The sequence below is a fragment of the Lysobacter sp. TAF61 genome (assembly GCF_052113485.1).
In the GTDB taxonomy this organism is placed as follows: Bacteria; Pseudomonadota; Gammaproteobacteria; order Xanthomonadales; family Xanthomonadaceae; genus Lysobacter_J.
The window spans coordinates 575,727-596,519 of the sequence record NZ_JBFRDH010000002.1; the positions used below are offsets into that span (position 1 = coordinate 575,727).

A 20,793-nucleotide genomic window follows, 5' to 3' on the forward strand; every position below is an offset into this window, starting at 1 on the left:
TGGACGAAACCGGAGCGGGCACTCGCAGTTCGGAATCCCGACCTCATTCGCCCTTCCGCCCCGGGGCCGGGGAGCCGGGCGGACCTTCATGTGGCGCGGCACCGTCCGTCGGTGCCTGGCCGCTGGGGTCCTCCGCATCGGGGGAGTTGCAGATCCAGCCGGCCCAGACGTTAACGCCGGGCCGTCCCGGCGCAGGCCACCGGCCGGCCACTAGACCCCGATGCCGGATGCCTCGACCGTCTCGGCCTCGACATCGACGAAGCGCTGCACGGTCAGATCGTCCAGGCGCAGGCGCTGGACCACCGACGAGAACGCCATCACCGACAGCACCCGCTGCGGGTCGCGCGCCCACGGCGGGACGTAGCGCGGCGGCACGATCAGGCCGTTGTTGCGGTAGGGCTCCAGTACCACGGTGTCGGCCACGGTCACGCGGCCGCAGAACAGCAAGGGCAGCAGTTCGCCCCGGCCTTCCTGCAGCGCCTTGCAGATGAAGGCATAGATCCGCAGCACGCCTTCCAGGTAGGCGCCGTCCTTGGTGAAGCACACCAGGCCGCGGACGTTGCCGCCGCGGAAGATGCGCGCGGTGCTGCGGTAACTCTCCACCTCGGACTGTCCGGCATCCAGGAAGCCGCGGAACACTTCGATGAAATCGGCGCCCTTGAGCGCCTGTTCCACCATGACCACGCGCAGTGCGACGCGACGCAGGCGGGCGATGTCGATCGCGCCGGTGATGATCTCGGAGAACGTCGCCAGCCCCTCCTGCGCGCGGGTGGTGCGCGGCGCCCCGCAACCCAGCGAGGTCAGGTAGGGCTGGTGCTTGCCGTTGAGCGCGGTCAGTGTGTGGATGAACGCCTCGTGCTGGATCAGCTGCTCCAGGTCGCGCTCGGAGAACATCGCCGTCGCCCGCAGGGTCACCCGCTTGCTGCCGGCCGTGGCCTTGGAGGCCAGGTTCGGATCGAGCACAACCTCGACCTTGTCGTGATTGAAGAACGGGTCGATGCGCTCGCGCAGCCGCCGCGCGAACTCCGGCGCGTCGATGTCGACCGGCACGTCGGGCAGCAGGCGGTCGTTGATCAGCTCGTCAGTGACACGCAGCAGTTCGCGCGCCATGTCGGCATTGGTCGAGTCCTGGCTGGGATACAGATAGTCCGGCCGGCCGTACAACAGCGCCGAGCAACGGGTGTACTCCGGCGTGCCGATGGCGCCGAGCATCTGCGCGGCGACGCGGTAACTCCACGCGGATTTGTACAGCCACATGCCCAGGGGATGGCCGCGGTCGATGCGCGAGAGCAGGCCATCGAGCCCCTCGATCTGCGCGTCCATCGGGTGCGGCTGCGTCGGCGGGAGCGGCAGTTCCGGGCGGCCGACCTTCCAGCCCGCCAGGAATTGCTGCTCGAGCTCCATCGGCCAGTCGATGGCCTTGAGCACGCGGATGTCGCGGCCGAGCTTGACCAGGGTGCGGTCCTGTTCGAACAGCGGAACGAGCGCCGGATCCTTCAGGGCGTCGGGTGCGGGTGGGGCAATGGGCAGGGCGGCCGACATCGAAGCTCCCCTCGCGCGAGAAACGTGGGCCGCAGCAGACTGCGCGAAGGCGCGATAAAGGCAGGTGACGGTGCCGCCCGGTCAGGCCTTCGGGCGCGGCGGCGCGGTCGAGCCGCGAACCACCAGCTCGGGGCTGAAGCCCTCGTTGGGCAGCGGCCGCGTCGGCGCGTGCTCGCGGATCTCCTGCAGCAGGCGGTGGGCGGCGTGGCGGGCGATTTCCTGCGTGGCCTGCTTGGCCGTGGTCAGTGCCGGCCAGCTCTGCTTGGAGAACGGGCTGTCCTCGAAGCCGGCGATCGACAGGTCGTAGGGCACGTTCATGCCGCTGGACTTGGCGGCCGCCAGCACGCCGGCGGCGATCTCGTCGTTGCTGCCGAAGATCGCGGTCGGCCGGTCGGCCAGTGCGAACAGGCGGCGGGCACCGCGGAAGCCATCGTCGAACGAGTAATCGCCTTCGACCACCAGTTCCGGGTCGAGGGTGATGCCGTACTCGTGCAGCGCGTCCTCGTAACCCTTGTAACGCTCCCACGAGGACCCGTGCGACTTGCCGCCCCACAGGAAACCGATCCGGCTGTGGCCCAGCTGGATCAGGTGCTCGGTGATCTCGTAGGCGGCATCGCGGTCATCGACGTAGATGCAGGCGCTGCCGTCCTGCGGGTCGGCCGCGGCGGACACGATCCGCACCAGGCGGATGCCGTGCGCGACCAGCTCGGTCACCAGCTCGTTGCGCTCCGACATCGGCGGCGCCAGCACCAGCCCGGCCAGGCGCGAGTGCTGGACCAGGTCGATCAGCTCGCCAGCGAGATTGGGCGAGGACGAGTCGCACGGATGGATCTGCAGGCCGTAGCCGGTCTCGCGGCAGACCGACAGCACGCCGTTCTGCACCGCGATCACGTAGTAGGGGTTGGGATTGTCGTAGACCAGCCCGAGCGCGTAGTTCTGCGCACTGCGAAGGCTGCGCGCCGACGGATCGGGCTGGTAGCCCAGGTCGGCAATGGCCTGCTGCACGCGGGCGCGGGTGCTGGCCTGCACGCTGGGTTCGTCGTTGATGACGCGCGAGACGGTCTTGAGCGACACCTCGGCGCGCTCGGCGACGTCTTTGATCGTGGGTCTGCGCACCGAATCCTCGCGTGGTTCCGGCGGAGTTTCGCCGGTGGAACCGCCGCGTCCGGTGACGCGGCGTAAAGACGGCTAGCCTAACGACCGCCGCCGACGATGGGAATCGCGGCGCAGCTCAACCGTGCTGCGACGCCGTTGCGCCGCCGGTGACGGCCGGCGCATGGCCAACGCTGTGGCCGCGCCGCGCGAAGTACAGGATGTACAGGTAGCACGGCACCACCAGCAGCAGGAACACCAGCTGGAAGTCGTAGTGCTGCTTGAAGTGGACGAACAACTGCGGGATCACCGCGCCACCGGCGATGCCCATGATCAGCAGCGCCGAGCCCTTCTCGGTGAGACGGCCCAGGCCCTGGATCGCCAGCGGGAAGATCGCCGGCCACATCATCGCGTTGGCAAAGCCCAGCGCGGCGACGAAGCCCACCGAGACGTAGCCGGTGGTCAGGTACGCGCCCAGCGCCAGCAGCACGCCGAGCACCGCCGACAGGCTCAGGTAGCGTTCCTGAGAGATGAAGCGCGGGATCAGGATCAGGCCGACCACGTAGCCCAGCAGCATCGAGCCGAGGGTGAAGCCGGTGAAGAACTTGGTTTCGTCCAGCGGCAGGCCGAAGGCCTGGCCGTAGGTGCCGATGGCGTCACCGGCCATGACCTCGACGCCGACGTAGACGAAGATGCACAGCGCGCCCAGCCACACGTGCGGGAACTGGAACAGGCTCTTCTTCTCGCCCGCGTCGCCTTCGGAGTTCACCTCTTCGGCGCGCACTTCCGGCAGCGGCGAGAACAGGATCGCCACCGCCAGCAGCGCGAGGAGGCCCGCCATGACCATATAAGGCGTGTGGATGCGCGCGGCGAACTCTTTGAGCACCGTTTCCTTGGTCGCCGCATCGGCGCCGGCAACCGCGCTGGCGACATCGCCCATGCCGTGCATGACCAGCGTGCCGATAACGAACGGCGCAGCCCATCCTGCGAGTTTGTTGCAGATGCCCATCACCGCGATGCGCTGCGCCGCGCCCTCGATCGGGCCGAGGATGCTGATGTACGGATTGACCGCGGTCTGCAGCACGGCCAGGCCGGCGCCGATGATGAAGATGCCGCCGACCGCGCCGCCGTAGACGCGCGCCGTCGTGTACTGGCCGAACACGGCCGCGCCGATCGCCATCAGGAACAGGCCCAGCGCCATTCCCTTCTTCATGCCGGTCTTCTTGAGGATCATCGAAGACGGCAGCGCCAGGCAGAAGTAGGAGATGTAGAACGCGCTCGGAATCAGGAACGCGAGCGTCTCGCTGACATCGAAGGCGAGCCTGGCGAACGAGATCAGCGGGCCGTTGAGCCAGGTGACAAAGCCGAAGATGAAGAACAGGGCGCCGATGATCGCGATCGAGCCGTAGTGGCTGCGCGACCCGGTGGCAGTGGTGGTGGACATGCTCAAGGTTCCCCTCCCAAGGAATGCGGTCAATGTCGCACGATGACTCGTACGACATCCGTCGGCCAACGTTGTCACAAGTCGAGCCAGTGCGCCAGACACCCTTTCCTACAAGGGTATTGGGGTTTCCCTGCCCGCAGGACGTGCTGCAGTGCAGCAAGAAATGGACCGTTCCTGCCGCCCATTCTGGGCGCTTATGACGATTTCGTAACTTTTGGTTGACAACGTTGTCAGACGCGAGCCAATCTCGGCCCGTGCCGGTGGGGAACCGGCGCCAGCGGAGGGAACATGCAGTGGGATTCGAAGGAAACGCCAAGCCAATCCTGCCCTCACGTGAGCGCGCTGCCCATGCGCGCCGTCCGCGGGTGAGCGCCGTGGCTGCCGTCGCACATCCCGATGCACGTTTCATTGCCGCCGACGTCGGCGGCACCCACACCCGCGTCGGCCTGGTCCGCGCCGGTGGCGTCGGCGAATCCCAGGTCGTGGTCCTGGCGCATCGCACCTATGTATGCGCCGACTACCCGAGCCTGGCCGCGATCCTGGCCGACTTCATTGACGGCCACATTGCCTGCGCCGGCATCGACCGCGTCGCCATCGCCAGCGCCGGCGTGGTCCTCGACGATGCCGTCATCAATTCCAACCTGCCCTGGCGCATCTCGCTGTCGCAGCTGCGCAGCGAACTTCGCCTGAGCGAACTCCAGTACATCAACGACTTCCAGGCCGCCGCGCACGCCGCGCAGTGCATGGACCCGGGCGACTCGCTGCTGCTCACCCCGGGCGTCAGCGAGGCTGCGGCCGGTCCGGTCCTGGTGGTCGGTCCCGGCACCGGCCTGGGTGCGGCGATCCGCATCCCGCACCGCGACGGCACCGTCGTGCTGCCGACCGAAGCCGGCCATACCGCGTTCGCCGCGGGCAACGCGCGCGAAGCGGCGATGCTCGACTGGGCGCGCCAACGCGGCGGCCAGGCGCACGTGCCGACCGAACGTTTCGTCTCCGGTCCCGGCCTGGTGCACCTGTATGACGCGATCTGCGCCATCGACGGCATCGAACCGGGGCTGCGCGCTCCGGCCGCGATCACCGAGGCCGCGCGCCTGGGCGACGTGACCGCGCGCGAAGCAGTCATGACTTTCTGTGCACTGCTGGGCAGCGTGATCGGCGACCTGATCACCCTCAGCAGCGCCAAGGCGGTGTTCATCGCCGGCGGCATCCTGCCGCGGCTGAAGGACTTCCTGCCGCAGAGCCAGTTCCATGCACGCCTGCTCGACAAGGGCGTGATGCATGCCGCGCTCGAGCGCGTGCCGGTGCGGCTGATCGAAAACGAGCGCCTGGGCGTGATCGGCGCGGCCAGCTGGTACCTCGAGCACGCAATCGAGCACGAATCAGGCCAGGCGGGCGAGTGAACGCACGCATGAACCAGGCACGACACAGCACAGCACAACGGCACCGGGCCGCGGCGAAAGCCGGGCACGGACCAGAAAACTGATTCCGCAACGCCGACGCAAGAAACGGTATCGCGGAGTCGCACACAGCCCGTGGGAGGGAGAGCAATGAAACTTCGCAAGTCAATGCTATCGATCAGTATCGTCGCCGCGCTCGGCTTTGCCGGCAACGCGATGGCGCAGGACGCCGCTGCAGGTCAGGCTCCGGCTTCCAGCCAGCAAGCCACCGACCTCGACGCCGTCGTCGTCACCGGTATCCGCGGCGCCCAGGAAAAGTCCCTGGACACCAAGCGCGATGCCAAGACCCACATCGAAGTGGTCACCGCTGAAGACGTCGGCAAGCTGCCGGCACACAACGTTGCCGACACCCTGCAGCGCCTGCCGGGCGTGAGCATCAGCTCGTCGAGCGCCAACGAAGGCGGCTTCGACGAAAGCGACCGCGTCAGCCTGCGCGGCACCAGCCCCAGCCTGACCCAGACCCTGGTCAACGGCCACACCATCGGCAGCGCCGACTGGTTCATCCTCAGCCAGGTCGAGACCGTGGGCCGCAGCGTCAGCTACAGCCTGCTGCCATCGGAAATCGTCAGCCAGGCGATCGTCAACAAGACCTCCGAAGCCAAGCTGGTCGAAGGCGGCAGCGCCGGTTCGGTCAACGTGATCACCCGCAAGCCGCTCGACTTCGCCAACCAGATCTCGGCCGAAGGCTCGATCGGTGCGGTCTACTCCGACCTGCCGGGCAGCACCAAGCCGCAAGTCAGCGGCCTGTTCAACTACAAGAACGACGCCAACACGTTCGGTTTCATGGCGCAGCTGTTCTACCAGGAACGCGAGCTGCGTCGCGACGGCCAGGAAATCGTCGGCGGCTTCTCGACTATCGCTCCGGATTCGGCGGCAGCCATCTCCAACCCTGATCTGGCCGGCGTGATGTACCCGAACCTGCCCGGCTCGGTCTATTTCACCCAGACCCGTGAGCGCAAGGGTGGATTGGTCGAGTTCCAGGCCAAGCCCAGTGACGACATCACCCTGGGCCTGAGCGCGTTCGTGTCCGACATGGACGCCAAGAACTACAACCGCAACTACATGCTGTGGACCGGCAACTTCGTGCCCAACCAGGCGCCGAACCCGGGCTACGTCGTGCAGAACGGCACGCTGGTCCACGCCGACTACACCGGCCAGACCGACGCCAATGGCATGCCGGTCGGCTACGGCATCTACGACATGATCTCGCGCCCGGAATCGGCCGCGAAGACCGGTTACGTCACCTTTGACGCTGCCTGGGACATCAGCGAGGACTTCTCGCTCAAGACCCAGGTCGGCACCACCAAGGGCAAGGGCGAAACCCCGACCCAGAACATCGCGGAAGTGGTGACCGGCAGCAACGGCGGCGGCTGGACCGTCAACGGCGGCAGCAACCCGGTCGACTGGTACCTCAACGATCCGTCGGGCCCGACCACCAACGGCTTCGGCACCTGGGGCATCCAGTACTACGACGTGCAGGACAAGGAAGACTGGTTCTCGGCCGATGCCTCCTGGTTCGTCCACGGCGGCGCGCTGTCGTCGGTCGACTTCGGCGTGCGCTACGCCGAACACACCCGTGAGGTCAACAGCCCGTACGGCTCCGATCCGGGCAACATCGCCGGCGCGCTGGCCAATGGTGATGTCGGTTACTACCCGGGCGACTTCGGCAACGATCTCGGCGGCAACTTCCCGAGCAACATCTGGTACTTCACCCAGGGTGCGCTCGAGCAGGCCGTCAAGAACAACTCCACCGTCCGCAACGACGGCGCTCGCCACAACTACGGCAGCGAGTTCAACATCAACGAAGAGAACACGGCCGTCTACGCGCAGGCCAACTTCGAAGGTGACAACTGGAGCGGCAACGCCGGTCTGCGCTACGTCGACATCCGCCAGGACATCCAGTACTTCCGCGCCCTGGCCGGCACGGCGATCACTCCGGACGTGAGCAGCCTGTTCGGCGACTTCGCCCGCGTGCGCGACATCAACACGCACGACAAGGTCCTGCCGAGCGCGAACTTCAAGTACACCTTCAACGAAGACTGGGTGCTGCGCCTGGCCGCTTCGCAGACGATGACCCTGCCGGACTACTCCGCGCTGGCCGGTGCGGTCTCGCTGTCGAACCTGACCCACACGGGCACGGCCGGCAACTCGGACCTGGAACCGATCATCTCGACCAACTTCGACGCTTCGCTGGAGTGGTACTTCGCTGATCGCGCCCTGCTGGCGGCCAGCGTGTTCTCGATGGACCTGGACAACTACGTCAAGTACGGCACGGTCACCCGTCCGTTCGTGAACGACCAGACCGGCAACATCGAAGACTACGAAGTCACCATCCCGATCAACAGCGACGGCAAGGTCAAGGGCGTGGAGCTGACCTACGAACAGCCGATCGGCGAGTTCTTCGGCATCTCCGCCAACTACACCTACGCCGATGGCGAGGCCGATGGCGGCGACCCGCTGGTGGGCACCTCGAAGAACAACTACAACCTGTCGGCGTACTTCGAGAACGACGTCTTCAACGCCCGCCTGGCCTACACCTACCGTTCGTCGTTCTACCACGGCATGCTGCGCGCCAATCAGTACTTCCAGGATGACCTGGGCACGCTGGCGGCGTCGGTCGGCTACAAGGCGACGGACTGGTTCTCGGTCACGCTCGATGCGATGAACCTCAACAACCCGACCCTGAAGTACTACGTCGCCGACGGCCACCCGCAGGCGTTCTACAACAACGGTCGCCAGTACTATCTGAACTTCCGCTTCAAGTATTGATGCAGGTTCCCGCAAGGGAACCGTTCCAAGCAGCGGGCCCGGTCATTCCGGGCCCGCTTGCTTTGCGACAGTCACCGGCGGCGTCCATCCGTCCGCGCCGCCCGCAGATGAGAAGAGGGATCGATGAAACTGCACACCGTTCTGACCGCAGTAGCCGGCGTGACGATGGCCATCGGGCTGTCGGCATGCAACCGCCAGGCCGCGCCTGACGCCAGCGTCACCCCTGCCGGCAGTGCGCCCCCCCTGACTGCGGCCGCCGCCACGCCGGTCATCCCGCGCCCGGCCAAGGTCGAACCGGGCCAGGGCCGCTTCGTCCTCGATCCCGATGCCCGCATCGCGGTGGTTGGCGGCGACGCCGAGGCCGGCCGCATCGCCAACGATTTCGCCGCCCGCCTGTTGAAGTCGCGTGGCTTCGCTCCTGCCGTCGGCACCGACGCCGCGGCAAAGATCACCTTCACCGTCGACCCCAGGGCCGCACTGCCGGGCGACGAGGCCTATGTCCTCGACATCACCGCGCAGGGCGTGAAGCTGACGGCGCGCGCCCCGGCCGGCCTGTTCTATGGCGCGGTCACGCTGTGGCAGCTGGCCACCGCCGACGGCAGCCAGGGCACCACCGCCATTGCCGCGCAGCGCATCGAGGATGCCCCGCGCTTCGCCTGGCGCGGCCTGATGCTCGACGTCGCCCGCCACTTCCGCAGCACCGACGAGGTCAAGGCGCTGCTCGACCAGATGGCGCTGCACAAGCTCAACACCTTCCACTGGCATCTCACCGACGACCAGGGCTGGCGCATCGAGATCAAGCAATACCCGAAGCTGACCCAAGTCGGCGGCTGCCGCATCCCGGCCGGCGCCGCCGGTCGCGACGCCAAGGGTGAGCCCAGGCCCTATTGCGGCTTCTACACCCAGGACCAGATCCGCGACGTGGTGAAGTACGCCGCCGACCGCTACATCACCATCGTTCCGGAGGTCGACCTCCCGGGACACGCGCAGGCCGCAATCGCCGCCTACCCGCAGCTGGGCTCGACCGGCAAGGCGCCGCCGGTGTCGCCGGACTGGGGCGTGCACACCTGGCTGTTCAACGTCGACGACGGCACTTTCACCTTCCTGGAGAACGTCCTGGGTGAAGTGATGACGCTGTTCCCCGGCAAGTACATCCACCTGGGCGGCGACGAAGCGGCCAAGGACCAGTGGCAGCAGTCCGCGGCCGTGCAGGCCAAGCTGAAAGAACTCGGCCTCAAGGACGAGATGCAGCTGCAGAGCTGGTTCATGGGACGGCTGGGTCGCTACATCGAAACGCACGATCGCCGCCTGATCGGCTGGGACGAGATCCTCGAAGGCGGGCCGCCGGCCGATGCCACGGTGATGTCGTGGCGCGGCACCGACGGCGCGATCGAAGCCGCGCGCGCCGGCCATGACGTGGTGCTGGCGCCGTCGCCGGATCTGTATCTCGACCATGTCCAGAGCGATGCCGCCGACGAGACGCCTGGCCGCCTGGACGTGTTCACGCTCAAGGACTACTACAACTACAACGTGATTCCGGCGCAGCTCGACCCCGAGCAGGCCCGCCACGTGCTCGGCGCGCAGGCCAACCTGTGGACCGAACACCAGCGCACCAACCAGCGCATGCAGCACGCCATGTTCCCGCGCGCGGCAGCGCTGGCCGAGAACGTCTGGACGCCGACCGCGCGCCACGACTGGGACGATTTCCTGCAGCGCATGGCGCCGGACATGGCCCGCTACCGCGCGGCAGGTTTCGACGCCGCCGACAGCGCCTTTGCCGTCCGCTTCGCCGCCGCGCCGGCCGGCGAGGGCAAGGACAAGGGAAAGGGCACGCTGACGCTCTCCAACCAGAGTGGTTTCGGCCAGATCCGCTACACCACCGACGGCAGCGAGCCGACGGCGAATTCGCCGGCCTACGGCGAACCGCTGAGCCTCGCACTGCCCGCGACCATCAGCGCCAACGCATTTGCCGACGGTCTCGCTCTCGCTGCGCCGCGCACGTTCGCCCTGGACCTGCGCAGCCTGCGCGCGCGCGACAGCAACGCGCTGGAATCGTGCAAGAAGGGCCTGACGCTGCGCATGGAGGACGACGCACCCGCCGCGGGCGAGGGCAGCGAGCGCGCCCTGCTGACGGCCGACGTGTTCGACCCGTGCTGGACCTACAAGGCCGCCAGCCTCGATGGCATCACCCGCCTGGAGGTCCGTGTCGGCCAGCTGCCTCACAACTTCCAGCTGTGGAAGGACGCCAGCCAGGTGGTGACGCGTCCGGCCAGGGTCCCCGGCGGAGCGCTCGAGGTGCGGCTGGACGGTTGCGAAGGCGCGCCCGCGGCAACCCTGCCGCTGGCGCCCGCGCGCAAGTCCGATGGCCTGACCACGTTGCAGGCGACGCTGCCGGCGACCGCTGGCAAGCACGACCTGTGCTTCACCTTCGCCTCGGGCGAATACAACCCGATGTGGGTTCTCGACGAGGTCGTGCTGCTGCCCTGACGCGGTGGCCGCAAGCGCCGCCCCGGCCGTGACGGCTTGCCGTCGCGACCGGCCGGGGTCGGGCCCGCCCACCGTGAGGCCGTTCCGCGGGTCGTTCCGCCTTTGCTCCCCTGGCATGCCGGGGGGGCGAAAAAATCGTGCGGATCGTTCCTGCGGATCGTGACGCAGCGCGCCAATTGCGGGTTACGATTGGCTCGTTACAGGGGACCCCACCATGCTTGCTCGAAGCCTACTCATGACGGCCTTGTTGGCCGCCACCGGCGCCGCGTCGGCGCAATCGTTGCCCAAGCCCGCGGAGTTCTACTTCGCCGCCGATGCCAACACCGTCAAGCCGGTGGTGGTGGTACGCGAGACCGGCGAAGTGGCGATGGAAAAACTCGCCCGCGCCGCCGAACGCAATCCGCACGCCAAGGCCGAGGTCGCACAGCTTGCGCACCTGGCGATGGAGGCCGGCCGCGCCGACCTCGGGCGCCAGCTGTATGCACGCGCGCTCGGCCAGATCGACCGCACCGACGGCATGTGGCGCTCGGTCGTATGGAACTACGGCTGGGATCTCTACCGCGCGGGCGACAGCGACGGCGCCTTCGCCCAGTGGCGCACGCTGCTGGAAGCGCGCAGTGTGACGGCGAGCTGGATTCCGCCGACGTTCGCGATGACGCTGTGGTCGCTGGGCCGCAAGGACGAAGCCGTGCAGTGGTACGCCGCGGCGGTGCGCACCGAGCCGCAGCTGTGGAACACCGCCAGCCAGTTCGCCCGCCTGTTGCCGGACTGGCGCGACGACGAGCGCTCGACGCTGACCGAAGTGCAGGCAGCCTGGGCGGCCAATCCGCCAGCCTGGCCCTGATGAGTTGAACTGCGTCCGTTCGCCCGCGTATTCATGACCGGGCGAACCGACACGGTACCGGCAACCGCATCCCGCGCTAGGATGCGGCTTTCCCGCGCGGATCACCGGCAATGCGTCTGCTGTTCACCGCTGTCCTCCTGAGCCTTCCCCTTTCCGCCATGTGCGCCGATCGCATCACCGGCAAGCCCTTCGCCACCCGCAGCGAGGTCTATGCGCCGCATGCGATCGCGGCCACTTCGCATCCGCTGGCCACGCAGATCGCGCTGGACGTGATGAAGGGCGGCGGCAGCGCCGTCGACGCGGCGATTGCCGCCAATGCCGCGCTCGGCCTGATGGAGCCCACTGGCAGCGGCGTCGGTGGCGACCTGTTCGCGATCGTCTGGGATCCCAAGACGAAGAAGCTCTACGGCTACAACGGCTCGGGCCGTTCGCCCAAGTCGCTGACGCTGGCCGAATTCCAGCGCCGTGGCCTGACCGACATTCCGCCACACGGCCCGCTGCCGGTGACGGTGCCGGGCGCGGTCGATGCCTGGTTCGCGCTGCACGGCCGCTTCGGTCGCAAGCCCATGGCCGACGATCTCGCTCCGGCGATCCGCTACGCACGCGAAGGCCATCCGGTGCACGAAGTGATCGCCTACTACTGGGATCGCAGTGTGCCGACGCTGTCGAAGTGGCCGGGCTTCAGCGAGCAGTTCACCGTCGACGGAAAGCGCGGGCCCACCACGGGCGAGATGTGGCGCAATCCGAACCTGGCCAATACCCTGGAGAAGATCGCCCAGGGCGGTCGCGATGCGTTCTACAAGGGCGACATCGCCCACACCATCGACGCCTACTTCAAGGCCAACGGCGGTTTCCTCAGCTACGAGGACATGGCCTCGCACCAGGGTGAGTGGGTCGATCCGGTCAGCACCAACTACCGTGGCTACGACGTCTGGGAACTGCCGCCGAACGGCCAGGGCATCGCCGCGCTGCAGATCCTCAACCTGCTCGAGCCGTACGACATGAAGTCCTACGGCTTCGGCAGCCCCGAGCACGTGCACCTGTTCGCCGAGGCCAAGAAGCTCGCCTTCGCCGACCGCGCGCGCTGGTACGCCGACCCGGACTTCGCAAAGTCGCCGGTGAAGCAGCTGATCTCCAAGGACTACGCCGCGCAGCGCCGCAAGCTGATCTCGATGGACAAGGCGCTCAAGGAAGTGCAGCCGGCCACGCCGAAGGAACTCGACGAAGGCGACACCATCTACATGACCGTGGCCGACGCCGACGGCATGATGGTCTCGCTGATCCAGTCCAACTACCGCGGCATGGGCAGCGGCATGGCGCCGCCGGGGCTGGGCTTCATCTTCCAGGATCGCGGCGAGCAGTTCGTGCTGAAGGAAGGCCACCCCAATTCGTTCCAGCCGGGCAAGCGTCCGTTCCACACCATCATCCCGGCGTTCGTGACCAAGGGCGGCAAGCCATGGTTGAGCTTCGGTGTGATGGGCGGCGCGATGCAGCCGCAGGGCCACGTGCAGATCCTGCTCAACCTGATCGACTTCGGCATGAACCTGCAGGAAGCCGGCGACGCGCCGCGCATCCAGCACGACGGCAGCACCGAGCCGGCCGGGCAGGCGACGGTGATGAGCGACGGCGGCGAGCTCGACCTGGAAACCGGCTACTCCTACGAGACCGTGCGCGCGCTGATGCGCAAGGGCCACTCGGTGCGCTTCGCCGACGGCCCGTATGGCGGCTACCAGGCGATCATGGTCAATCCCAACGGCGGCTACGTCGGCGCCAGTGAATCGCGCAAGGACGGCCAGGCGGCAGGTTACTGAGATGAGCAGCGTTGAGGTGCCGGCGCTGCTGCGTCGCGCCTGGGCCGCGTTGCAGCAGGGCCAGCCCGTGCCAGCGCGTGCCGACTGCGAGGCGGCATTGCAGCTTGCACCGGAGTCGTTCGACGCCTGGCGCCTGTACGCCATCGTGCTGCAGGCGCAGGGCGATGGCGGCGGTGGCCGCGGCGCGCTCGAACGCGCCTGGGCGCTGCGGCCCGGCGATGCCGGCACCGCACTCGACCTGGGCACGCTGCTGCTGCAGGCCGGCGATGGCGCGGCCGCGCTGCCAATGCTGGCGACGGCGATGCGCGCGCTGCCGCAGGAGCCCCGGGCCGCGTTCCGCTATGGCACCGCGGCCTACGTGGGCGGCGATTTTCGCGCCGCGGCGAGCGGTTTCGAAGCGGCGGCGCGGCTGGATCCGCAATGGACCCAGGCCTGGAACAACCTCGCCGCCGCGCACGGCCGCCTGCAGGACTACCCCGCGGCGATTGCGGCCGCACGCAATGCATTGCGCCTGGAGCCCGGCGCCGCCAGCGCGCACCAGGCCCTGGCGGCGCTGCTGTCGAACCTGTTCGACCGCACCGCCCTGGAAGAAGGCCTGCGCTGTGCACAACGTGCATTGCAGCTGCAGCCCGGTTTCGCCGAAGCCCACCGCAACGCCGCAATCGTGCTGCGCAAGCTGGGCGAACCGGCGCGCGCCGAAGCGCACGCCCGGCAGGCATTGCAACTGGCGCCGCGCGACGTCGACACGGTCGACACCCTCGGCGAGCAGTTGCTGCTCAATGGCGACACCACCGCGGCAGTGGCCACCTACGCCCAGGCCCTCGCCGCCGGCGTGAGCTCGCCAGTGCTGCAACGCCAGCACGGCATCGCCCTGCTACAGGACGGACAGCCCGAGAGCGCCAGCCAGGCATTGTTGAAGGTGCTGCAGGAGCAACCCGACGATCAGCGTGCGATCGCCCACCTCGGCGTTGCCATGGCCGCGCAGGGCCGGGCCGAAGCGGCCGGGCAGTGGCTGGGCCTGCATCGGCACGTGCACGCGATCGAGCTGCTGCCGCCCGAGGCCTATATCGATCACACCGCATTCCATGCCGCGCTCGCCGCCGACATCCGCCGCCACAGCCAGCAACGCTGGGAGCCGGCCGGACTGGCGGCGCGCAATGCCTACCTCAGCGGCGACCTGCTGGCCGACCGCACCACCGCGATCACCGGCTTCGAGCAGCGGCTGCGTTCGGCGATCGATGCCTTCCTGCAGCGCTGCCGCGCGCAGGCCGCCACGGCCGGCGCCGACGCCGATGTCTTCCTGCGCAACGTGCCGAACCAGTACCGGCTGCACGTCTGGGCGACCCAGGCCGCCGAGCGCGGCTATATCGATACCCACATCCACGAAGACTCGTGGCTCTCGGGCGCCTACTACGTCGAGCTGCCACCGGCGATCCGCGCCGACGACGCCGGCCATGCCGGCTGGATCGAGTTCGGCCGCCCGTTCGCCAGCCTGCCGCAGTGGCCGGAGGCCGAGCTGCGCCAGGTCTGCCCGCGAGCGGGCACGCTGCTGCTGTTCCCGTCCTACATGTTCCATCGGACCCTGCCTTACACCGGCAGCGGTGAACGCATCAGCATTTCCTTCGACCTCGCCGCGGTCTGAGTCCAGCAGCGCGCTCCTGGCAGCGCTCAGTCCGCCGGTACCGTCCGCCCGTTGGCCCACTCGCGCAGCGCCTGCACCTGCTCGGCCATCAACACCGACAACGGCCGCGTCTGCTTGAGTTCGCCGCGCAGGGTGAAGTCGTTCAGCGGCGCCTTGGCCGCGTGCGCGGCGTACAGGGCGGCGACGATCGCCTGCTCGATCTCGGCACCGGAGAAGCCGTCACTGGCTGCAACCAGCGATGCCATGTCGAAACTGGAAGGGTCCAGCGCGCGCCGGCGCAGGTGCAGGGCGAACAGCTGTTCGCGCGCGCTGGCGTCGGGCAGGTCGATGAAGAAGATCTCGTCGAAGCGGCCCTTGCGCAGCAGTTCCGGCGGCAGCGCATCGATCTGGTTGGCCGTTGCGACCAGGAACACGCGCGACTTGCGCTCGGCCATCCAGGTCAGCAGGTAGCCCAGCACGCGTCGCGACACGCCACCGTCGCTGTCGCCGCCATCACCGGCCAGGCCCTTCTCGATCTCGTCGATCCACAGCACGCACGGCTCGAGCTGCTCGGCCGACGACAGCGCCGCGCGCAGGTTCTTCTCGGTCTCGCCATGGAACTTGTCGTAAAGCGTGCCGAAGTCCAGGCGCACCAGCGGCACGCCGAAACCGGCCGCGACCGCCTTGGCCAGCATCGACTTGCCGCAACCCTGCACGCCCAGCAGCAGCACGCCCTTGGGCGGGTCCAGGCCGGGCGGGGCATCGCCGCTGGTGAACACACCGCGGCGCTGCTCGATCCAGCGCTTGAAGCGACGCGCACCGGCGACATCGTCCATGCGCGCGCTGTCGTACTCGTAATGGAGGTGGCCGCTGCGGTTGAGCAGCTCGAACTTGAGTTTTGCCAGCTGCGGCAGGTCGGCCGGGCCGAGTGCGCCGTCGTCGTGGATCAGGTGCCGGGTGATGCGGCGCGCATCGATCGGATCGAGCCCGCGCAGGTTGCGCACGATCTGCTGCACCGTCCCGGCATCGACCTCGACCCGGCGCCCGCCGTGTTCGCGTGCGTAGGACTCCGCTTCTTCGCGCACCAGCTTGAGCAGCGCGTTGGCATCGGGCAGGCGCGGGGTGAAGCGCACGGCCAGCGCATCGAGTTCCGGCGGCAACTCGACCTTGTGGCCGACCAGCACCAGCACGTGTGGCTGGCAGTCGCGGCGCTGGATGATGTCGCGCAGCAGGCGCTGGGTGCTGGCGTAACCGAGGTAGGGATGGATGTCGAGCAGCACGTAGATGCCGCGCTGGGTGGCATCGCGGATCGCATGCAAGGTCGTGGACGCATCGGGCGCGACCTCCGGCGGATCCTCCTTGTCCAGGTCGATCCGGCGCAGTCCCTCGGTGATCGACCAGCGGTGCAGGGCACGCCACACCTGCATCAGCGCCTGGCGGAACAGTTCGACCACGCGCGCCTCGTCGCGGGTCTCGATGACGATCAGGGGGGTGTTGGCGCGGATCAGCGCGGTCAGGTCCTGCAGCTCGCTCATTACGTGTGGCTTTCCGGGCATCCGTGTCTGTGGTTGATGATAGCCGTTGCCCAGTCATCCCCCCGCTGGCAGCAGGCTGTCTCGCAACGGCCCGGCTGATCACCCTCGGTCCGCCCGGCTGAGCCGCCCGTCGCTGCGATGGTCGCGCCCCGGGCCCCGGTGTACGCTGCGGCTTCCATCCAGAGGGAGTTCGCATGAAGACCGTGCTGGTGGCCAGTTCCAAGGGGGGCGTCGGCAAGACCACGATCGCCACCCATCTCGCCGCGCAATCGGCCATCGAAGGTCTGCGCACCGCGCTGGTCGATGCCGACCCGCAGGAGTCCTCCACCCGCTGGGCGCAACGGCGCGCGCTGCTCGAAAGCGCCGTGCTGCCGCTCGACGGCACCCGCCGCAAGGCCTGGCGCAAGCAGTTGCCCGACGACACCCAGCGGCTGGTGATCGACGCACCTGCCGGCGCGATGGCCGACGATCTCGACAGCTTCCTCGACCAGGCCGACGCGATCCTGGTCCCGGTGCAGCCGTCGGCGCTGGACATCGACGCGACCGTGCCGTTCCTCGATTCGCTGGCCAGGCACCCGCGCGTGCGCAAGGGCCAGCTGCGCGTCGGCCTGGTCGGCAACAAGATCAAGCCGTGGACCAATGCCTCGCAGCAGGCGCTGGAACTGCTCGGCGCCTGGCCGTACCCGGTGGTGGCGCAGTTGCGCGACAGCCAGGCCTATGTGGTCCTGACCGGACTGGGCAAAAGCCTTTTCGACTACCACTCCGCCCAGGTGCGCGACCACCAGGACGACTGGCAGCCCCTGTTGAAGTGGTTGAAGAAAGCGTGAGGGCGTTGTCGCTCTGTGCGACATCAATCAGCGCGGCGTCACGCCGGTCGAGGATAATGCCCGCACGATCTCCCTCCGATTCCCCGGTCCAGACGCGAAAAAGGTAGTGACGCGAATGCGTGAATTGATCCTGCTGCGCCATGCCCACGCCGAACCTGCCGGTAACGGCCAGGCCGACCTGGACCGTCCCCTGTCGGCCGAAGGGCTGGCCGAGGCCGAAGCCGCCGGCCGCTGGCTGGCGACCAACAAGCTGGTGCCCGACTGCGTCCTGTGCTCGCCCTCGCGGCGAACCCGCGAAACCCTCGAAGCGGTACTGGGCGCCATCGGCTACGTCGACCAGCGCATCGAGCCGTCGATCTACGAGGCGACCCCGGGCACGCTGATCGCCCTGGCCGACTCCCACGGCGAGTCCGAGCGGCTGATGGTGGTGGGGCACAACCCGGGCCTGGAACGCCTGGCCGCATTGCTCCACAGCGGCCAGTCCGGCGACTACCGCGGCATGCCGCCCGGTGGCATTGCCGTGCTGAGCGTTCCGGCCGACACCAGCCTGGAACCGGGGGTAGCCCAGCTCAGCGCCTTCTGGTGGCCGTGACGTCGAGTTCGCGATGCGCCCTGGTGGCGCTGTTGTCGTGCGTGCTGACGGGTTGGCCGGCGCTGGCCTACCAGGCATCGCCGTCGGCGGCGCCCGTCGCCGCGGGCGTTTCGACCACGCAGGCCTTCGACGGCCGCTTCACCCGTTTCGGCTTCGAACTGCGCACGCGCTGGGGGCAGAAGGTCGTCGGCATGTTCCCGCAGTACGACGGCGAAGTGACGAAGCTGGCCGACGGCCGCTACGTCGTGCGCATCGTCCTGCGCACCGGGGCCGTCACCGTTGCCGGCTCCGAGCGCTACACCGCGATGGCGCGTGGCGACAGTTTCTTCGACTCGGCCCACTACCCCAGCGTGCAGTTCGAGTCCGATCCGCACCCCGAATTGCTGATCCGCGCCGGCGGCCGCCTGCGTGGGCGGCTGACCATGCACGGTGTCAGCCGCATCGAGTCGTTCTACCTGTCGCCGGCCACCTGTGACCTGCCCGGCAAGGACTGCGATGTGGTCGCCAGCGGCAGCATCAACCGCTCCGACTACGGCCTGGACGGCTGGCAACTGGCGCTGACCGACCGCGTTCGCTTCAACATGCGCGTGCGCCTGGTCGAGGAACGGTGATGTCCAGGTTCGTGCGGTTGGCAGCGGTGGTATTCGCGCTGGCAGTGTCCGGCTGCGCTTCGCTGTCCAACGCCCAGCGCGACCGCGCCAGCGCGATCGCGGCCGCGGCGCGACCGACCCGGGTCGACTGCACCCGCGAGGACGCCTGCGCGCAATCCTCGCCACTGCGCCAGCTGGCGTCGCGCGCATTCGCCGAATCCACCCCGCAGGCTCCGCGCCATTACGCGCTGATCATCGACGTCGGCCCGGATGCCCTGCTGGCGCGCATCAACCTGATCCGCAGCGCCACCACCGCCATCGACCTGCAGACCTATATCTTCGACGAAGACGATGCCGGCCGGCTGGTGATGGACGAACTGCTTGCCGCCGCGCGCCGCGGCGTGCGCGTGCGCGTGCTGATCGACCAGTTGTCCGCGCTCAAGCATGTCGACACGCTGGCCGCGCTGGCGGCCGCGCACGTCAACTTCGAGCTGCGCCTGTACAGCCCGGTGCTCGGCCGCGCCCAGACCAGCTACCCGCAGTACGCGCTGGCCGCGGCGTGCTGCTGGAACAAGCTCAACCAGCGCATGCACACCAAGCTGCTGCTGGTCGACGGCGCGGTCGGCATCACCGGCGGGCGCAACTACCAGGACGACTATTACGACTGGGACGACGAGTACAACTTCCGCGACCGGGATCTGCTCGTGGCCGGACCGGTCGCGCACGTGATGGGCGAGGACTTCTCGCTGTTCTGGAATGATCGCCGCAGCGTGCCGGTCGAACGCCTCAACGACGTTGGCGATCGCCTGCTCCGCGGCGGCGTGCCGGCGCTGCCGCACATCCAGTACGAACGGCCGCAGCGCGCGCAGGCGATGCAGCGCGATGCCGCCGATGCCAGCCTGGTCGAACAACGGCTGGCGCAGCGCGCCTTGCCGGTCGGCGACGTGCGTTACATCTCCGACACCCCGGAAAAGCACCGCAGCAACGGCGCCGCCCAGCAGGCGGTGGCATCGGGCTCGCTGCGTGAGCTGATCGAGTCGGCGCGCACGGAAGTGCTGCTGCAGACCCCTTACCTGGTGCTGTCGGATTCCGCGCAGGAAATGTTCCGCCAGCTGCACAAGCGTCCGCCGGGCGAGCGCCCGCGGGTGATCGTGTCGACCAACAGCCTGGCCGCGACCGACGCCTTCATCGCCTACGCGCTGTCGTACAAGTACAAGCGGCGCTACCTGCGCGAGTTCGGCTTCAACATCTTCGAGTACAAGCCGTTCCCGCGCGATGCGCCGATCGATGTCGCCACCACCGGCGCCACATTGCCGGCCTTCGACAACGCCGGCAGCGGGATCGACGACGACGATCCGGACATCGATCCATCCGCCCTCGAGCCCGAGCGCGCGCTGACGGGCGAGGGCATCGAGCCGGAAACGACGCAGCGCGGCTCGGCCACGCCACAGGAAACCCATCGCGAGCTGCGCGAGCGTTACGACCGCCGCAGCGCCGTCGAGCGCGAGCAGTACCGGCGCGCGCTGTCGCGCGAGTACACCGCGCTGCGCTATGGCTCGCGCAAGGCCAACCAGCCGGTGCCGCTCGAGCGTGCCGGCGTGCGCATCGGCATGCATGCCAAGTCGATGGTCATCGACGAGAAGATCGGCGTGGTCGGTACGCACAACTTCGATCCGCGCGGCGATCACTACAACACCGAAAGCGCGGTGGTGATCGAGGATGCGGCATTCGCCCAGGCGCTGGCGCAGAGCATCCGCCGCGACATGGAGCCGGGCAACTCGTGGGTGATCGCGCGTCGCGACAAGCCGCCGGTGTTCTCGGGCCTGGACTACTCGCTGGGCAAGATGTTCGAGGCGATGCCGATCTTCGACCTGTGGCCGATGCGCTACGCCACCAGTTACGAATTCGCCCCCGGCCCGCATTGCCCGCAACCGATGCTGCCGAGCGATCCGGGCTTCCGCGCCTGCTACGAGCCGGTCGGTGACTTCCCGGAAGTGGCGCTGGGCCTGAAAGGCATCACCACGCGGATCTTCACCGCGTTCGGCGCCGGGCTCGCACCGATCCTCTGAGGCCGGTTTCGCCGCCTCCATGCCCGCTTCTCGCGCCGGTTTCGCGCACTGGCCGCTTCGCCCCCCAGGCGTGGCGCCCCGTTCAGTGTGCTGACCGTGACGCTCGTCACTGT

General features: G+C 68.2%; 14 protein-coding genes. 10 read left to right on the forward strand and 4 right to left on the reverse strand.

The window, feature by feature from the left end; genetic code table 11:
• Window positions 1–210 precede the first annotated feature (210 nt).
• The 3 genes from AB4Y64_RS07020 to AB4Y64_RS07030 all read right to left on the reverse strand — a co-directional run bounded on the left by AB4Y64_RS07020 (window position 211) and on the right by AB4Y64_RS07030 (window position 4,078).
• Window positions 211–1,542: a flavohemoglobin expression-modulating QEGLA motif protein gene (locus AB4Y64_RS07020; RefSeq protein ID WP_441815715.1), complete on the reverse strand. Its 1,332-nt coding sequence runs from the start codon at window positions 1,540–1,542 to the stop codon at window positions 211–213.
• A gap of 81 nt (window positions 1,543–1,623) precedes the next feature.
• Window positions 1,624–2,658, reverse strand: a complete 1,035-nt coding sequence (locus tag AB4Y64_RS07025; protein WP_441815716.1) for a LacI family DNA-binding transcriptional regulator — start codon at window positions 2,656–2,658, stop codon at window positions 1,624–1,626.
• A gap of 115 nt (window positions 2,659–2,773) precedes the next feature.
• Window positions 2,774–4,078: a sugar MFS transporter gene (locus tag AB4Y64_RS07030; protein ID WP_441815717.1), complete on the reverse strand. Its 1,305-nt coding sequence runs from the start codon at window positions 4,076–4,078 to the stop codon at window positions 2,774–2,776.
• 374 nt (window positions 4,079–4,452) lie between these two features.
• Here AB4Y64_RS07030 and AB4Y64_RS07035 point away from each other — a divergent pair, with 374 nt between their 5' ends.
• The 6 genes from AB4Y64_RS07035 to AB4Y64_RS07060 all read left to right on the forward strand — a co-directional run bounded on the left by AB4Y64_RS07035 (window position 4,453) and on the right by AB4Y64_RS07060 (window position 15,088).
• Window positions 4,453–5,478: a glucokinase gene (locus AB4Y64_RS07035; RefSeq protein WP_441815718.1), complete on the forward strand. Its 1,026-nt coding sequence runs from the start codon at window positions 4,453–4,455 to the stop codon at window positions 5,476–5,478.
• A 147-nt stretch (window positions 5,479–5,625) separates the two neighbouring features.
• Window positions 5,626–8,304 (forward strand): TonB-dependent receptor, encoded by a 2,679-nt coding sequence (locus AB4Y64_RS07040; protein ID WP_441815719.1) that lies wholly within the window; start codon window positions 5,626–5,628, stop codon window positions 8,302–8,304.
• Window positions 8,305–8,427: 123 nt separating this feature from the next.
• On the forward strand, window positions 8,428–10,791 hold the full coding sequence (locus AB4Y64_RS07045) for a family 20 glycosylhydrolase (RefSeq protein ID WP_441815720.1): 2,364 nt from the start codon (window positions 8,428–8,430) through the stop codon (window positions 10,789–10,791).
• Window positions 10,792–11,026: 235 nt separating this feature from the next.
• Window positions 11,027–11,635 (forward strand): tetratricopeptide repeat protein, encoded by a 609-nt coding sequence (locus AB4Y64_RS07050; RefSeq protein WP_441815721.1) that lies wholly within the window; start codon window positions 11,027–11,029, stop codon window positions 11,633–11,635.
• Between the two features lie 110 nt (window positions 11,636–11,745).
• Window positions 11,746–13,446 carry a gamma-glutamyltransferase gene (gene ggt / locus AB4Y64_RS07055; RefSeq protein ID WP_441815722.1) on the forward strand — a complete coding sequence of 567 codons (1,701 nt, stop codon included), beginning with the start codon at window positions 11,746–11,748 and terminating at the stop codon, window positions 13,444–13,446.
• A gap of 1 nt (window position 13,447) precedes the next feature.
• Window positions 13,448–15,088, forward strand: coding sequence for a putative 2OG-Fe(II) oxygenase (locus AB4Y64_RS07060; protein WP_441815723.1), 1,641 nt, complete (start codon window positions 13,448–13,450; stop codon window positions 15,086–15,088).
• Between the two features lie 26 nt (window positions 15,089–15,114).
• On the opposite strand, the gene AB4Y64_RS07065 is transcribed toward AB4Y64_RS07060, so the two are convergent.
• The gene (locus AB4Y64_RS07065) at window positions 15,115–16,602 is read right to left on the reverse strand and encodes an AAA family ATPase (protein ID WP_441815724.1); all 1,488 of its coding nucleotides are present in this window, start codon (window positions 16,600–16,602) and stop codon (window positions 15,115–15,117) included.
• 194 nt (window positions 16,603–16,796) lie between these two features.
• Between AB4Y64_RS07065 and AB4Y64_RS07070 the strand changes: the two genes are divergently transcribed.
• The 4 genes from AB4Y64_RS07070 to AB4Y64_RS07085 all read left to right on the forward strand — a co-directional run bounded on the left by AB4Y64_RS07070 (window position 16,797) and on the right by AB4Y64_RS07085 (window position 20,680).
• Window positions 16,797–17,429, forward strand: a complete 633-nt coding sequence (locus AB4Y64_RS07070; protein ID WP_441815725.1) for a nucleotide-binding protein — start codon at window positions 16,797–16,799, stop codon at window positions 17,427–17,429.
• 115 nt (window positions 17,430–17,544) lie between these two features.
• Window positions 17,545–18,021 (forward strand): SixA phosphatase family protein, encoded by a 477-nt coding sequence (locus AB4Y64_RS07075; protein ID WP_441815726.1) that lies wholly within the window; start codon window positions 17,545–17,547, stop codon window positions 18,019–18,021.
• Window positions 18,022–18,044: 23 nt separating this feature from the next.
• On the forward strand, window positions 18,045–18,632 hold the full coding sequence (locus AB4Y64_RS07080) for a YceI family protein (RefSeq protein ID WP_441815727.1): 588 nt from the start codon (window positions 18,045–18,047) through the stop codon (window positions 18,630–18,632).
• Window positions 18,632–20,680 carry a phospholipase D family protein gene (locus AB4Y64_RS07085; RefSeq protein ID WP_441815728.1) on the forward strand — a complete coding sequence of 683 codons (2,049 nt, stop codon included), beginning with the start codon at window positions 18,632–18,634 and terminating at the stop codon, window positions 20,678–20,680. Before AB4Y64_RS07080 ends, AB4Y64_RS07085 begins: the two co-directional genes overlap by 1 nt.
• Window positions 20,681–20,793: the final 113 nt, after the last annotated feature.